The organism is Gilliamella sp. BG2 (genome assembly GCF_046635645.1).
Taxonomy (GTDB): Bacteria; Pseudomonadota; Gammaproteobacteria; order Enterobacterales; family Orbaceae; genus Gilliamella; species Gilliamella bombi.
The window spans coordinates 57,429-73,146 of record NZ_JBIDFF010000002.1 but is presented as its reverse complement, the minus strand read 5'-3'; the positions used below and the strand labels follow the sequence as shown (position 1 = coordinate 73,146).

Sequence of the window (15,718 nt, the reverse complement as noted above, 5' to 3'; positions counted from 1 at the left end):
AATGGCAAACTTTACTGGCTTTAGCCAAGCTGGACTTAATTTTTTACAAGACGCTTGGATTAAAAACAGCAAACAGTGGTTTGAAGAGCATCGTGCTATTTATGATAACGATTTAGTTAAACCGTTTAGGCTTTTGGTTGAACAATTAACACCAGAGATGCTCAAAATTGATGAGTGGTTTGAAACTCGTCCTGCTATTGGTAAAACGATTTCACGTATACATCGAGATACTCGTTTTTCAAATGATAAATCACTTTATCGTAGCCGATTATGGTTGACATTTAAACGACCAAATAAAGATTGGAAAGAAGCGCCCGCTTACTTTTTTGAAATTAGCCCAAGCAGTTATCAATATGGGCTAGGCTATTATTGTTCATCAAAACAAACAATGGATATCTTTCGAGACGAAATTCTTAACGATACTAAGAAATTTTTAGCAATGATACGTTGCGTCAAAAAACCATTTGAGCTTGTTGGCGAAAGTTATAAACGCCCATTAATTAAAGAGCAGGACGAAAAAGTTGCAACCTGGTATAACCGAAAAAATATTGCGGTTATGGTGACAAGTAATCATATTGAGGATGTGTTAAATAGCGATTTACCCGATAAACTAATTAAAGGTTTTAAACAGTTAGTTCCACTTTATGATTATTTAATGCGGGTAGAAATGATTAAAAATATACCGACTCTTTAGCTTTGTTGAGTCGGTGTTTAATATTAAATATTAGGAAAATTCAATATAATTTCTTTAATACCATTAATTATGAATTGAGTTCCAACACAAACTAATAAAAAGCCCATAATTCTTGAAGTGGCTTCAATGCCACTTTTCCCCATAAAACGCATTATGCTACCTGCACTGCGCATGCAAAACCAAAGGATAATACATAACAATAAAGGCACTAAAATCGAAGCAGTATAAACAACCCAAGTTGAAACGTCATAACCTCCACTTTTTACTGTTGATGACATGCTTATTATCATTGCTATAGTTCCGGGTCCTGCTGTACTTGGCATGGCGAGAGGAACAAAAGCGATATTATTTGAGATCTCTTTCTTTTTTGCATCTGCTTCAAGAGTTTTGTGTGATGGTTGTTGTGGAAATAACATTCTAAAACCAATAACGCCAACAATCATGCCACCAGCAATACGTAATCCGGGAATCGATATGCCAAATGTGCTCATCACTAGTTGCCCACAATAAAACGATACAACCATAATTATAAACACATAAATACAGGTCAATTTTGATTGGTAATTCCGCTCTTCATTGGTCATATCGCCCGATAGACCTAATAACAGTACCACAGTGGTTAAAGGATTCGTTAAAGGAATAAATAAAATTAAACCAAAGCCGACAGTTTGTATAAGTTCCAACATAGATTTATTTTAAATCCAACAAAATTTGCAGTTAAGTATAATTGAAATAAACAGAAAATGATATATGGAGGTAGTTGTAATTCGGTATCGGATTTTATTACCATGTTTGAAAAAATTGTAGGCACTACACTGATAATTATAGGTCTAATATTAGTAGAAATAATGTCAAGCGTGAATGATTTTTATGCATTAGTAGATAAAATGTAATATCAAATTAAGGTTTGAAAGGAGTAATATTCGACTCCTTTCATTAAATCAAATTGAACTTTTAATACTTAAAATGGAATATCGTCATCAAAATCCATTGGTGGCTCTGGTGTTGCTGCTGGTTGCGCTGGTGTATTTTGCGTTAGAGGACGAGAAGGAGCCACTGGTGCAGATGAAGAATTATTAGCACTTTGTCCCCAATTTTGTGAACCATCGCCCATGTTTTCACCACCATTGCGTGTTGCTAAAATTTGTAAAGTACCACCAATTGGGTTGACTACAACTTCAGTTGTGTAACGATCTTGTCCTGACTGATCTTGCCATTTTCGAGTTTGTAATTGCCCTTCAATATAAATTTGGGAACCTTTTTTTAAGTATTCGCCAGCAATTTCAGCTAATTTACCGAATATAACAACGCGATGCCATTCAGTACGTTCACGGTATTCATTTGTTTGTTTATCTTTCCATGATTCTGATGTTGCAATGCTAATATTAGCAACTGCATTACCATTAGACATATAACGAACTTCGGGATCTTGACCTAAATTACCAACTAAAATGACTTTATTTATTCCTCTATTGGCCATTATTAACTCCTAAACATGACATAAGTATTTTAAGCTGCATATTGTAACATGAGACTGTAGTAATATCAGCGAATTTAATTTAATAATGGAATTTTTCTCCCATTTTATAAAGATATAGAAAGATTGGTTTAAACATAGGAATTTGCTGCCATAGCGAGTATAATGCCAAGCATTTGTTAATGTGATGTTCTAAAAGATTTTTCCTATAGGAGGCCTTATGATTAATGCGTTTGGATTAAAAAACAAACAATTAGTAAAAATTAATGAAGGCGATATAAATAATGCAACTTGGATTGATTTAATTGAGCCAGAAGAAGCTGATCGAGATTTTGTTTTAACACATTTAGGACAAAACTTAGCAACTAGTATTGAACTTGACGATATTGAAGCGTCAGCTCGTTTTTTTGAAGATAACGAAGGTTTACACGTCCACTCTTTCTTTTTTTATGAAGATGCAGAAGATCGTGCAGGCAACTCAACAGTAGCTTTTACAGTGCATAATGGTCGTTTGTTTACACTACGTGAGCGAGATTTACCAGCATTTCGTTTGTATCGCATGCGATCGCGCTATCAAGGAATGAACGATGGAAATCCTTATGAAGTATTACTTGATTTATTTGAAGTTAAAGTTGAACAGTTAGCAGATCAAATTGAGAATATCTATAGTGAACTCGAAGAATTAAGTTTAATTATTATGGATCGCTCAGCTCAAGAGCATTACGATGAAGCTATTACCTCGTTGGCTGAACTTGAAGATACCGCGTGGAAAGTTCGTCTTTGTTTGATGGATAGCCAACGTGCAGTTAATTATTTAGTTCGCCGAGCAAAGATGCCAGTAGATCAACTAGAACAAGCTCGTGAAGTTATTCGCGATATTGAATCGCTTGTTCCACATAATGAGTCATTATTCCAAAAAGTAAACTTTTTAATGCAAGCTGCAACTAGTTTTATCAATATTGAACAGAGCCGAATTATCAAAATTTTCTCGGTTGTATCTGTTGTGTTTTTACCTCCAACGGTAGTTGCTTCAGCTTATGGTATGAATTTTGAATTTATGCCAGAATTAAAATGGGAATATGGTTATCCTTTTTCATTACTATTAATGTTGCTAGCAGGTGTTGCTCCTTATATTTATTTTAAACTTAAAAAGTGGTTGTAGATTTATTGATTTAAATTGAGTTTTTATTCGATAGTTTTTTAATATATTAGATGAAATTCTTATCGTACTAACTGCTTAGGATAATTTAATATAAATAATTATTAATATCAGCAATATACTTTCATCGAGTGATGGGTAAAACTTAATATTTTAACTGAAAGAATTAATTTATCATAAAGGAAGTAACATGAATCAATATGCACTTGTCACCGATATCGGTGGAACTAATGCTCGATTTGCGCTTTATAATTTGGCTACAAATGAGCTATCAGCAATAACTAAAGTTCTTATTGCAAAGGATGATGTATTGCTAAAATTAATTAAGAATTACTTACAAGCCCAATCGGTTACCGTTAAAATGGCGTGTATTGCAATTGCCTGTCCGATTAATGACGAAGATATAATTAGTATGACAAACAATGATTTGTCGTTTTCACGATCTGAATTAGTTAAGGAACTTAATCTTGAAAAACTAGAAGTAATTAATGATTTTACAGCAGTATCAACTTCAATTCCTAAATTATCTAAACAAGATCTTGTTCAGATTGGTGGTGATGAACCTGATTTAGATTATCCAATTGCAATTTATGGTGCAGGTACAGGACTTGGAGTGTCACATTTAATTAAAGTAAATGGACGTTGGATTAGTTTGTCAGGAGAAGGGGGGCATACAGAGCTTCCAATGATAAGTGATGATGAAGACCGTATTTTAGTGCAACTTCGCAAAAAATTTGGGCGTGTTTCTACCGAGCGGTTTTTATCAGGCAATGGTATTGTTAATATTTATCAAGCGTTGTTACAAATTAATAATCAACCAGTAATAGAGATTACCCCCGACATTATTGTTGAGAAAGCGCTATCTAAAAGTTGTCCACTTTGCTTGCAAACTTTAATCTATTTTTGTACTTTTATGGGGCGTTTTGGTGGTAATTTGGCATTAACACTTAATACACAAGGTGGCGTTTATATTGCTGGGGGTATTGTGCCACGCTTTATCGAATTTTTTAAAACATCTCCATTTAGAGATGCTTTTGAACATAAAGGTCGTATGTCCTATTTAGTCAAAAAAATTCCTGTTTATGTAATAACACATGAAGATCCAGGCTTGTTTGGTGCAGGTGTTTATTTACAAAATTGTCTTAATAAATAGTATTAATGAGTAAAGGTTTTATTTATGATGTGGTGTTATATTTACCGAAGTACCAAAAAAGAGAACTGCTATCTATATATGGAACATGAAAATGATTTTTCAACGATTCCTGAAAAAGTAATGTCTATTTTTGGTTCACCTGTTTTTGTCATGAAAGTATTACTTGACGGTAAACGAAAATTTGTAGTTGGTACCGCCACTGAAATAGAAGAAAAGATTAAAACTGATGGATTTTTCTTACAAATGCTAAAAGAAGATGATTTCAAAGTATGATTGAGCCATTTTGGGAATATAAGACATTAGCTCAGATGAGTGATGAAGAATGGGAACAGCTCTGTGATGGTTGTGGTCAATGTTGCTTAAATAAATTGATGGACGAAGATACAGACGAGATCTTATATACTAATGTTGCTTGTAATTTGCTTGACTCCAATACTTGTCAATGTAAACATTATAATAGACGTTTTGATTATGAACCCGATTGTATCAAGTTGACTCGTGATAACCTCCTTACCATTGAATGGTTACCTTTAACCTGTACCTATCGTTATTTTTCTGAAACAGGACAATTGCCTCATTGGCATCCGCTTATTACGGGTAATAAAAAGCTTATGCATAAGCTGAAGATATCGGTTAAAAATCGGATTGTTTATGAAAAAGATGTGATTTGTTGGGAAGACCATATTATTTAAAATAGGGAGCTACAGCTCCCTTTTGATTTTAATTTAAAGCACAATCCATAAATATCCAAATACATCAACAGCGAGCATATTTAAAAACATTAAAATAAATACAAAAATCATAAATGAGATATCAATCATTCCAAGCGGTGGCACAATACGGCGAATTGGTGCTATAAGTGGTTCAGTTAACTGAGCAAGTAATTCATCTGCGTTTGATTGTCCACGGCTAACCCAACTTAGAATTGCTCGAAATAGTAATAACCAGAATAATAAATGCCCAAATGCATGAGCTATGACAGCAATAGCATAAAGTAGGTATTTACTAGTCCAAATTGATTCATTAATCATTCCATAGTAGGAAATAAAAATAATTTTAATGACGGCAACAAAATATAAAAGAACCCATGTAGCGGTATCTATTTGTTTAATAGAAGGAATGACTTTGCGTAGTGGACCGATAACAGGTTGAGTTATTCGTACGATAAATTGGGTAAATGGGTTATAGAAATTTACACGCACACGCTGCATCCATAAACGCAAAATTAAAACATAGAGACATACCGTTAAGATGGTATTACCTAGAAAATAAAGCGATGTCATTTAAGACTCCTTAAAATAAACTATTCGGGCAATATATCACAAATACTGCCTTGCTCCAAAGATCGCTGTACCTATTCGAACCATAGTGCTACCAGCAACAATAGCAGCTTGCATGTCGCCACTCATGCCCATGGATAATGTATCCATAAATGGATAATCAGTTTGTAAAGAACGCAAAAGTTCGTGCATTTTGTTAAAGACGTTTAGTTGTTTGTCAAAATCATTTTCAATTTCAGGGATCGCCATTAATCCACGTAAATTTAAATTGGGTAGTGTTATAATTTGTTTTGCTAAATCAGCAACTTGTTCAGGATAAACCCCCGACTTGCTGGCTTCTTTACTAATATTAACTTGAATAAGTACATTTAAGTTTTCCATATTAGCTGGGCGCTGATCATTTAAACGTTGAGCAATTTTAAATCGATCAATGGTATGCATCCAATCAAAGTGTTCGGCGACTAATTTGCTTTTGTTCGATTGTAATGGACCAATAAAATGCCAAGTTAATAAAGTATTGGGAAGTGTTTGTTTAAAATACTGGATTTTTTCAACGCCTTCTTGAACATAGTTTTCACCAAAAGATAGTTGACCTGCATCTATCGCTTGTTTGATTAAGGTTACTGGTTTTGTTTTACTGACCGCAATAAGTTCGATTGTATTGGGATCTCGTTCGCATTTTTTTGCTATTTCTTGAATTGTGTTTTTTATAGTAAGTAAATTGTCACGTACTGTATTCATGTTAATTCCCAATTAATAAACTAATAGGTAAAATATAATGTTAAAATCGATGTTGTCGCTTAGTGTAACGCAAAAAGCATCCGATTTGCATCTTTCAAGTGGTGAAGTTGCACGCATTCGCATTAATGGACAATTACAGTGTGTATCAAACGAAAAGTTATCGCCGTTAGATTTAGAATCTGAACTATTAGCGTTACTTAATGAATCACAAAAATTACAATTACAGCAAGATAAACAAATTGATTTAGCTTATCAATCTCCTGAAATAGGTCGCTTTAGAGTCAATATTTTTTATCAACAGCGTGGTATTTCGGCAGTGTTTCGAATGATTAAAAAACAGATTCCAGATCTAGATGAAATAGGTGCGCCCGAGGTTTTTAAAAAGCTAATAACGCACGAAAGTGGTATTATTTTAGTGACAGGTGCTACAGGAAGTGGTAAATCAACGACGCTTGCATCATTAATTGAATATATTAACTCAACTCAATCCAAACACATTATTACTTTAGAAGACCCCATTGAGTTTATTTATCATAATCAACATTCATTAATTCAACAAAGGGAGCTTACAAATTTTGATTACGCACTTGATAGCCTTTTAAGGCAAGATCCTGACATAATATTACTTGGGGAATTACGTAATAAAAAATCTATCCAAACTGCATTAACAGTAGCTGAAACAGGGCATTTAGTTTTTGCTACGTTACATACATGTTCTGCTATTCAAAGCATTAATCGTATTATTGATGTATTTGATGAAAATTCGCGTAACTTTATTCGCACACAATTATCAAATAATTTAAGAGCAATTATCAGTCAAAAGCTAATATTAACAAAAAATGGGCGTAAAGCGTTGTTTGAAGTGCTTATCAATACTCCTGCTGTCAGTAATTTAATTAATGAAGGCAAAATTAAACAAATTATTTCCCTTATGCAGACAGGGCGACAACATGGTATGCAAATTATTACGGATCAATAATTACTGAAATTGAAATAATGTTTAATTATAAACTAATTTTATTTATTTACCTGTGACTACAAACGAATTGCAAAGCGGAAAGAGTGATAAAAACTTTGAATTGAGATATGACATAATCAGCAAATATTTATCGATTTAAAAGATAGAAAACAAAAATTTAAACGCTTTATTAATTTTTATAATACCGTTAAAGCACATAGAGCGATTTCAGGGAAAATGCCTTATGATTTTTTAGAGGATTATTTTAACCATGAAGTGTAAACAACTTGGAGTTTTACTAAAATTATCAAAGTTTAAAGCATTTGAAACTAACCAAAAAGCTTAATTGTAAAAAACGTTTACAAATGTTTACAAATCTTTACAAAAAAAATTTCATAAAAGTAGCCAAATTTTCTTTTAATAGCTATACTTTAATAATTGAAAAAAACTCAAAAGATTGAGTGTTAGTAATTGAAATTAGAGTAAAATAAAAAATATCTGACAGAGGGATATTATGTCAAACTATTTTAAATCTCAGCAAATCGATATCTTAGCTTTACAGTGTTATCGTGCTACCAGTATTTTTACGTTCATCTCATTTATATTCTCGACATTGCCTAAAAAATTATTGCCTGATTTAATGCGAAATTTAGTATCAAACGTTATATTTTTAGCTTCATTACTATTGTACTCTTTTGGTTCACAAGCATTAACATCTTATTCTGCCTATTCTATTCAAGGATCTGCACCATATTTTACGGTCGATGGTGGGCAAACTAAGATAACTTCGTCTGATGGGTTATTAGGGATTCGGTTATCTAACGGTACAATAATTACACCTTCAACTAATGATTCAACCATTGCAAATCCAATTGTGTTACCTAAGAGTGGGGAACGTTTTACTGATATTAGTATGTTTGTTCCACTATCAAAAAATTCTAGCGAGCTAAATATACCGTTAAACACACTTGTTACAGAACCATATAACTATTGGGGTGATGATGATGGTGATGGTCAAGTTTCAGCAACTGGCGAAATATCAGTAAAAATTACTGATAAAAATAATCGAGCTGTTAATCGTAGTGAAGTATTAACGATATGTCATGCACCTTATAAAGTAGTATTAAGTAATACTGATAGCACATTAAAAACAAAATATGGCACACCTGACCATATTATGGTTAGTGCTGCCACCACATCGTATTACATTAACCCAAAAGACTCACCAGCTGTTTGCTATGCCAGGCCGGGGCTACATTATGGTGGTTTAGATTATGCAGATAATGAACACTATTACGGCCCAGCAAATATATGGGATCCAGATAGAGGCTTTCTTACCCAAACGGCTACCCCTGAATCATACGCTCGTAATTTTCCAACGACGGGCGGTGATAATGTGTATTTTTATTTAGAAATTGGAGGAATAGACGAAAAAGAGCTAACTTGGTCTTCAGTTACAAAAGAAGGAATAACGGCGACAATAGAATTAGTGCCGCCAGATGATCGCGCTGATAACCAGTTTGACCGTAAAGGGGGAACACGAGTTACTTTAAAGGGCCCAACTGTGGAATGGGATGACATGATTAGTTTTCCTAATCGAATATACAAACCAAATTTACCACAAACATTTGAATTAGTGGGCGAAGATAACCATGGTAATAAAGTAAAATACGGGTTTGTATTGCAAAAATGGTTTGTAGCTAGAGGCAGCTTACCGTATTATGGTGAGAAGGCGCCTATCGATACGTGGTGTAGTCGTTTAGGAGATTATCGTGCGGTAAAAATAGAGGATCTGACCAATGCAAAATGTGGTGTTATAGATATAAATAATCTTCCTTATGTTGATTTTCCGTGTATAGATGGGGTGGATGGTGCGATGCCTTTCTCAAATGGAAATTATTACCAACGTCAAATAGGTGCCGGTTTTTTTACAGAGTGGGGAAATTATAGTAACTACCCGATGTCTAAGTTTAGCTCTAACGGTCACTATATAGGTTATAGTAAGAATAAGGATTATATGTTTTTAATTTACGGGGATAGTGGCATAGTGAATGTTATGGAAAATTATGGAGAAGATATTAGCAATCATCCAGGGTTATGTGTTACCCCTTAACCTTTTAATCTGTAAGTGGATTTATAGTATTAAACAAAAATAACTCTAATAAAAAAACAAAGCCCTAACTGTAAGGTTGGGCTTGATTTATATTTATACTTTTTTAAATAATTATGTAACGATTACCTAAAATAGTGTAACAAAAACTATAAAACTTTTATGATAAAAATAAAAGATAAATAGAAAAGTAGCTGAACATCAATTGCATCATATATTTAAATAAGATAGGTATTTAGGTTGGCTAAATGGTTATGCCATTCCAAATATTGACATAGTTTTGTTATGCTATAATGATATCGATTTGCTTTTAGGGTAGCAAGTTTCGTTCTATTATCAGTGTTGCTTGCTTTAGAATATCGTTTTCCATATGGAGTTGTTTAAGCTCTTTGCGCAAAACGATTAACTATTGTTTTTGTGGAGTGCGATTATCTTTTGTTTTAAATGAGCCACTTTTGTTTGCTTGCGTTATCCAACGATCTCGTGTTGATGGAGTCAAATCATATTCTGTAACGATTTCACTATGTGATTTACCATGTTGATAAAGACTGACCCTTGGTGTTTTAAATCATCTGTGAATGTTCGTCTTTTGCGTTTAATCTTATTCATATTTGTCCCCGTTTTAGTTGTGATAAGTTTACCTTACTCCTTAAAAAAGTTGTATGAATTAGTGTAGCCGATCCAAGTAGGCTAATTAGGGATTGATGAATTTGGTTTTATTAGGTAGATAGAAATTGGTACAAATTTAAATATTTTACAAGGCGAAGATAGTTTAAAAAGGCGAATATTATGGCTAAGACGAGTAACTTTAAGTCGGCTACATTTTTCAGCCAATCCACTATAACTATTCTTACTAAACATCCTTTGCTAAAAGGTCGAAGGTAGTACATAATATGTGGTTAAAATTTAGATAAAAATAATTAGTAATAAGAATTATTGTTTATGGGGTGGAAAATGGGGTTAGTAAAGCATTTAGTTGTATTTAGCCTGCTGTTAGCATTAGCTGGTTGTGATAATAAAGACGCTGAACAAAACACAGGCGCTGAACAGGCAGAAACGCAATCAGAAATAAAAGTTATTGATAATAATACAACAGCTGATATTAGCAATTCTAGTGATGACAACGATATCGTACAAGATGAATCGTCAAAACTAGCCTTTAACCCCACACCAGAATTAGTTGAAAAATATCACGGTAAAGAATTAACTGTTATTGATAGTTCAGAGGTAATTATTGATGGTTCAAGTACTTTAGTTATTACCTTTTCGGTTCCTTTAAATCCTAAACTCAATTTTTCTAATTTGCTTCGTTTAGTTGATCGCCAAACGGGTAATGTTGACGGAGCTTGGGAGTTGTCGGATAACGGATTAGAATTAAGACATCGCTATCTTGAACCAAATCGTCAATTAGATCTCACCATTGATAAGATGTTAGCTGCAATTAATGGCAACAGCTTAAAAGAAGTCTACCAAGCAGAAATTAAAACTCAAGATCGCCTGCCGATGGTGGGATTTGCTAGTAATGGTTTTTTGTTGCCAAGCAAATCAATGACAGGTTTACCTGTTACTACGCTTAATGTTAATAAAATTGATGTTAATTTCTTTAAAATTAAACCTGAACAGTTATCTGATTTTATCGCTGATTATGGTTTTATTAACCAAGTGTCAGCTTGGAATTCAAAGAATATTAATAAATTTGCTGATTTAGTTTATACGTCTCGGTTTGATCTTAATCCTAAGCGTAATTCGCAAGAAACCGTATTACTTAACTTATCATCCATTCCGCAACTTCAGCAAGAAGGGATTTATTTAGCTGTTATGAATCAAGCAGGAAGTTACGATTATACAAATCCTGCATCGCTATTTTCGATCAGTAATATAGGTGTTGCGGTTCATGCTTACAACAATGGTAAATTATCTGTTATTACCCATGGACTTGACAATGGAAAACCATTTGCTGATGTAAATATATCGATTTTATGTAACAAAAGTATTCGAGATAGTAATAAAAACTGTACCACTATTTCGGCTAAAACTGATGCTACAGGTTATGCTGAAGTCACTTTGCCAAAAGATATGGATTATGCACTACTTACGGCAAGTGATGGTAATCAAATTTCTTTGGTGAATTTGGATCGTAGCGCATTAAATTTAAGTGAATATAATTTAACGGGGTCTACTTTTTATCAAAAACAACTATTTGCTTTTGGGCCTCGTGATTTGTATCGCCCACATGAGACGGTCTATTTTAATGCACTTTTGCGTAATGCTGATGGTAAGCCATTGCCTTTGCAACCAATTGTGGTTGATGTTATGTCACCCGATAATCAAGTTGTTGAGAATTTTACTGTCGATGCTAAAGCAAAATCTAACGGTTTATATCAATGGCAATATGTTATTCCAGCTAATGCAGCAACGGGTAAATGGGCATTTCGTTTTAATTTAGGCGACGATAATTACCGTTATGTGTGGTTCCGTGTGGAAGAATTTTTACCAGAGCGTATGGCAATGGAAATTACGACCGCATCCAATAAGCCTATTACGCTTGATAAACGTGTCAATTTTGATGTTAAAGGTTGGTATCTTTATGGTGCTCCAGCAGCAGGAAATAATTTAGAAGGTAATATTTATCTTAAAAAAATTGATTCAATACCTGAACTTGCTGATTATAAAATTGGTAATGTGACTGACAATAGTATAGGTAGACAACTTGATAATATTGAGACGACATTAGATAAAAATGGTAATGCACAAGTTGGAATTGATACTAGCGATTGGGGTAAGTTGAGTTCTCCTATTAAACTTATTTTGCAAGCCAGTTTACTTGATTCAGGAGGACGCCCTATTACTCGTTATGCCAGCCAAATTATTTGGCCAAATCAGCAAATGCCTGCTGTGCGTGCACTATTTTCTCAATCACCTTATTATGATTGGTCATTAGATAAATATGAAACTAGTCCGACAGTTGATAAAGGTGCTAATGCTGAATTTGAAGTGGCTTATGTTAACACTGATGGGCAAAAGCTGGCTGCTAGTCATTTAAAGGCAAGAATTATTCGTGAACGTCATAATTATTATTGGACTTGGTCTGAACATACTGGGTGGTATCAAGCATACAATTCAAGTGAGTTCGTTGTTCAAGAGCAACCGCTGTCTATCGCTGCTAATGGTACAGCTAAAGTGAGTTACCAAACGGATGATTATGGCTTTTATCGTATTGAAGTTGTTGATACTAAAAATAATATTATCAGTAGTTTACGTTTTAGAAGTGGTTATAATTGGGAAGATAATACCAATGGCACCAATGCTGTTCGTCCAGATCAGGTTAAATTAAGCCTGGATAAAACCGCCTATTCGGTTGGTGATACTGCTAAAATACATGTACAAGCTCCAGTAGCAGGCTCGGGTTATATTTCACTTGAAACCAATGATGGTATATTATGGAAAAAAGATATCACTGTTGGTGAAAACGGTCTTGATGTTGAAATTCCAATCCAAGATTGGGGACGCCATGATATTTATATTAGTGCGATGATTATTCGCCCATCAACTGACGCTGCAGTTCAGACAATTAAACGAGCAATTGGGTTACTTTATTTACCAATTGACACTTCAAATCGTCAATTAAACTTGAGCATTGAAGCACCTACGAAGACAGAGCCTGAAAAAACTATTCCAATAAAGGTCAAAATAGATAAAAGTGCAATCCAAAAGGATCATAAGGTTTCAGTATTGCTTTCGGCTGTTGATTCAGGTGTTTTGAACATTACTAATTTTGCAACACCTGATCCTTATAGCGCATTTTTGGGTCGTAAACGTTATGAAGTTGATCTTTATGATGTGTATGGCAAATTAATTGAAGGTAAAGGACGCAATTTGAATGTGAGCTTTGGTGGTGATGCTATGCTTGGTGAATCTGGCCCAGGCGGTAAAAAACCATTAAACGAAGTTAAAATCGTGGCTCAACAATTGCAAACTATTGATCTTAATGATGACGGTGAAGGTTTTGTTGACCTTGCTTTGCCTAATTTTAATGGCGAATTACGCATAATGGCTCAAGCATGGGATGATAGCCGTTATGGTAAAGCGGAAAAAGCCATGATAGTTGCATCGCCAGTCGTTGCTGAGCTATCTACACCTCGCTTTTTATCGGGTGGTGATCAGGCTACCTTGGCACTAGATCTAAATAATCTAACCGAAAAAACACAAACAATGCAGGTCAATGTTTTGACGGATGGTTTGATTCATCAAAATGCAGTTGAGTCTACGAAAGTTACACTTGATAGCAAGCAAAGACAGATTATTCAAGTGCCAGTTGTTGCTGATTATGGTTATGGACAAGGTACGGTGACAATTAATGTCACAGGAATTTTATTGGAGGATGGCTCAAATTATCAGATCAAGCGATCGTGGACGGTCGGTGTTAGACCAGCTTATGCCGTTACCAATAAATATTATGCAGCAGCAATCAATGGTGGTGAAAGTTGGGTTTTACCTGAAGATAGTATAGCTGAGATAATTGAAAACACGGTTGATGGTAAATTAATTGTATCAAATCAGCCTCCGCTTAATATTGCTCAGTATATTAAAGAGTTATTTGCTTATCCATATGGTTGTTTAGAACAAACTGTTAGTGGTTTAATGCCATCGTTATATGCAAACCAAGAGCAGCTTTCTGCATTGGGGATTAAAACTGAATCAGATGACAAACGACGTGAAAAAGTACAACTAGGTATTTCGCGAATTTTATCAATGCAACGTAATAATGGTAGTTTTGGTTTATGGAGTAAAGACAGTGCCGAGGAATATTGGTTAACGGTGTATGCAACTGATTTTTTAATCCAAGCAAGTGAGCGTGGTTATAATGTCAATAATAAAGCGCTTGATGCCGCAATTACCCGCATTAGCCAATATACTTATGATGCCAATGCATTTAATGGGTTACAAAGCTACTATGATAATTCACAAGCAAGCAATTATACGCAATTTGCAACTAAAGCTTATGCTTTAGCTGTGTTGGCAAGGCAAAATAAAATCACTGTGCCTATGCGTAATGAAATTAATCGGATGTATCAACAGATCACTGAAAGTGATTTTAAAGTATTGTCACCATTACCAGTTGCTCAGTTAGCGCTTTCCGCCAAGCTGGCTGGTTTTGATAATATCTATAATAATTTGATGCCTCGAGTATTTACAACAAGTTATGATAATCGCTATTCTTGGTTAGGCGAATATGGTAGTGCTATTCGTGATAATGCATTAGTTTTATCTTTATTGGTAGAAAATAATTTAAGTGTTGATAAGCAAGCTGATTATTTAATTCAGTTATCTGATTTGCTTAATGATACTCGTTATTTTTCAACTCAGGAACTTAACGCATTATTTGTGGCTGGCTGGTCATTAGAACAACATAAATCTTCACATAAATTTAATGTGGTGCTCAACGAGCAGTCAAATGAGGTTGATTCGACTTTATCACGCTCTTTTGATTTTGCTAATTTAGCCAATAGATTAACGATTTCTAATCCAGAAAATGCACAACCACTTTATATTAAATTTACCGTATCAGGCTATGGCAAGAAAGTACCTGCACCAACGAGTGATGAAAATGTTTTAACTATCAATCGTTCTTATTACGATTTGAAAGGTAACAAAATTCAACCTCATCACTTGAAAGTGGGTGATTTAGTGGTGGTATTATTGGATGTTAGAGCACATAAAGAAGTCGTTCACGATGCGTTAATTGTTGATTTTTTACCTGCTGGACTTGAGTTAGAAAATCAAAATCTCACAAATAGTAGTGTGAGTCTACAGGCAATACCGGAAATTGCCAATTTGTTGAAAGATGAAGATAGCAATGATATTAAATATCAAGAATTCCGTGATGATAGATATGTTGCAGCTGTTGATATTAATCACTATGTGAGCGATGGTACTTATCGATCGCAGGTTGCTTATTTGGCTAGAGCTGTGACGGCTGGTAATTATATGATTCCATACCCTTATGTTGAATCTATGTATCGCCCCGATCGGTTTGCAATTGGTCAATCAATTGACTTAATGTCTATTGTTGAGCGCAATGTAGAGCCCAATGAACCTAAACAACAATAGCTAGTATGTATCAATTAAATTTGATTTTTAAAATG

At 34.2% G+C, this 15,718-nt stretch carries 12 protein-coding genes; 8 read left to right on the top strand and 4 right to left on the bottom strand.

The genetic code is table 11. The features are described from left to right. Position 1: 1 nt before the first annotated feature. A complete protein-coding gene (locus ACGH6Q_RS01385; RefSeq protein WP_085163948.1) occupies positions 2-694 on the top strand; it encodes a DUF2461 domain-containing protein in 693 nt (230 codons plus the stop codon). A gap of 23 nt (positions 695-717) precedes the next feature. Here the strand turns inward: ACGH6Q_RS01385 and ACGH6Q_RS01380 are convergent, their stop codons facing one another. Both ACGH6Q_RS01380 and ACGH6Q_RS01375 read right to left on the bottom strand, forming a co-directional pair. Then, on the bottom strand, positions 718-1,380 hold the full coding sequence (locus ACGH6Q_RS01380; protein WP_065589244.1) for a MarC family NAAT transporter: 663 nt from the start codon (positions 1,378-1,380) through the stop codon (positions 718-720). 275 nt (positions 1,381-1,655) lie between these two features. Next, positions 1,656-2,174 carry a single-stranded DNA-binding protein gene (locus tag ACGH6Q_RS01375; protein WP_065589243.1) on the bottom strand — a complete coding sequence of 173 codons (519 nt, stop codon included), beginning with the start codon at positions 2,172-2,174 and terminating at the stop codon, positions 1,656-1,658. A 217-nt stretch (positions 2,175-2,391) separates the two neighbouring features. Between ACGH6Q_RS01375 and corA the strand changes: the two genes are divergently transcribed. The 4 genes from corA to ACGH6Q_RS01355 all read left to right on the top strand — a co-directional run bounded on the left by corA (position 2,392) and on the right by ACGH6Q_RS01355 (position 5,175). Continuing rightward, complete coding sequence (gene corA, locus ACGH6Q_RS01370; RefSeq protein WP_034912903.1) at positions 2,392-3,333, top strand: magnesium/cobalt transporter CorA; 942 nt, start codon at positions 2,392-2,394, stop codon at positions 3,331-3,333. A 187-nt stretch (positions 3,334-3,520) separates the two neighbouring features. Next, positions 3,521-4,483: a glucokinase gene (locus ACGH6Q_RS01365; protein WP_296302693.1), complete on the top strand. Its 963-nt coding sequence runs from the start codon at positions 3,521-3,523 to the stop codon at positions 4,481-4,483. A 24-nt stretch (positions 4,484-4,507) separates the two neighbouring features. Then, positions 4,508-4,756, top strand: coding sequence for a YcgL domain-containing protein (locus ACGH6Q_RS01360; RefSeq protein WP_081296761.1), 249 nt, complete (start codon positions 4,508-4,510; stop codon positions 4,754-4,756). Then, positions 4,753-5,175, top strand: a complete 423-nt coding sequence (locus ACGH6Q_RS01355) for a YcgN family cysteine cluster protein (protein WP_034912894.1) — start codon at positions 4,753-4,755, stop codon at positions 5,173-5,175. Before ACGH6Q_RS01360 ends, ACGH6Q_RS01355 begins: the two co-directional genes overlap by 4 nt. Positions 5,176-5,208: 33 nt before the next feature. Here the strand turns inward: ACGH6Q_RS01355 and ACGH6Q_RS01350 are convergent, their stop codons facing one another. Beyond that, positions 5,209-5,766 (bottom strand): YggT family protein, encoded by a 558-nt coding sequence (locus ACGH6Q_RS01350; RefSeq protein WP_034912890.1) that lies wholly within the window; start codon positions 5,764-5,766, stop codon positions 5,209-5,211. A gap of 36 nt (positions 5,767-5,802) precedes the next feature. Next, positions 5,803-6,504 carry a YggS family pyridoxal phosphate-dependent enzyme gene (locus tag ACGH6Q_RS01345; RefSeq protein ID WP_296302691.1) on the bottom strand — a complete coding sequence of 234 codons (702 nt, stop codon included), beginning with the start codon at positions 6,502-6,504 and terminating at the stop codon, positions 5,803-5,805. 37 nt (positions 6,505-6,541) lie between these two features. Here ACGH6Q_RS01345 and ACGH6Q_RS01340 point away from each other — a divergent pair, with 37 nt between their 5' ends. From ACGH6Q_RS01340 to ACGH6Q_RS01330, 3 genes are all read left to right on the top strand, one after another. Beyond that, entirely contained in the window at positions 6,542-7,483 is a 942-nt protein-coding gene (locus ACGH6Q_RS01340; RefSeq protein ID WP_085163951.1) for a type IV pilus twitching motility protein PilT, read from the top strand. Between the two features lie 493 nt (positions 7,484-7,976). Next, positions 7,977-9,575, top strand: coding sequence for a hypothetical protein (locus ACGH6Q_RS01335; RefSeq protein WP_411591535.1), 1,599 nt, complete (start codon positions 7,977-7,979; stop codon positions 9,573-9,575). Between the two features lie 951 nt (positions 9,576-10,526). Next, positions 10,527-15,683 carry an alpha-2-macroglobulin family protein gene (locus ACGH6Q_RS01330; protein WP_411591534.1) on the top strand — a complete coding sequence of 1,719 codons (5,157 nt, stop codon included), beginning with the start codon at positions 10,527-10,529 and terminating at the stop codon, positions 15,681-15,683. Positions 15,684-15,718: the final 35 nt, after the last annotated feature.

Excerpts from the sequence above, each read along its gene's own strand:
- ACGH6Q_RS01340 (WP_085163951.1), top strand. The coding sequence starts at position 6,542 with ATGTTAAAATCGATGTTGTCGCTTAGTGTAACGCAAAAAGCATCCGAT.
- ACGH6Q_RS01360 (WP_081296761.1), top strand. The coding sequence starts at position 4,508 with ATGATGTGGTGTTATATTTACCGAAGTACCAAAAAAGAGAACTGCTAT.
- ACGH6Q_RS01335 (WP_411591535.1), top strand. The coding sequence starts at position 7,977 with ATGTCAAACTATTTTAAATCTCAGCAAATCGATATCTTAGCTTTACAG.
- ACGH6Q_RS01365 (WP_296302693.1), top strand. The coding sequence starts at position 3,521 with ATGAATCAATATGCACTTGTCACCGATATCGGTGGAACTAATGCTCGA.
- ACGH6Q_RS01350 (WP_034912890.1), bottom strand. The coding sequence starts at position 5,766 with ATGACATCGCTTTATTTTCTAGGTAATACCATCTTAACGGTATGTCTC.
- ACGH6Q_RS01355 (WP_034912894.1), top strand. The coding sequence starts at position 4,753 with ATGATTGAGCCATTTTGGGAATATAAGACATTAGCTCAGATGAGTGAT.
- corA (WP_034912903.1), top strand. The coding sequence starts at position 2,392 with ATGATTAATGCGTTTGGATTAAAAAACAAACAATTAGTAAAAATTAAT.
- ACGH6Q_RS01380 (WP_065589244.1), bottom strand. The coding sequence starts at position 1,380 with ATGTTGGAACTTATACAAACTGTCGGCTTTGGTTTAATTTTATTTATT.
- ACGH6Q_RS01345 (WP_296302691.1), bottom strand. The coding sequence starts at position 6,504 with ATGAATACAGTACGTGACAATTTACTTACTATAAAAAACACAATTCAA.
- ACGH6Q_RS01330 (WP_411591534.1), top strand. The coding sequence starts at position 10,527 with ATGGGGTTAGTAAAGCATTTAGTTGTATTTAGCCTGCTGTTAGCATTA.
- ACGH6Q_RS01385 (WP_085163948.1), top strand. The coding sequence starts at position 2 with ATGGCAAACTTTACTGGCTTTAGCCAAGCTGGACTTAATTTTTTACAA.
- ACGH6Q_RS01375 (WP_065589243.1), bottom strand. The coding sequence starts at position 2,174 with ATGGCCAATAGAGGAATAAATAAAGTCATTTTAGTTGGTAATTTAGGT.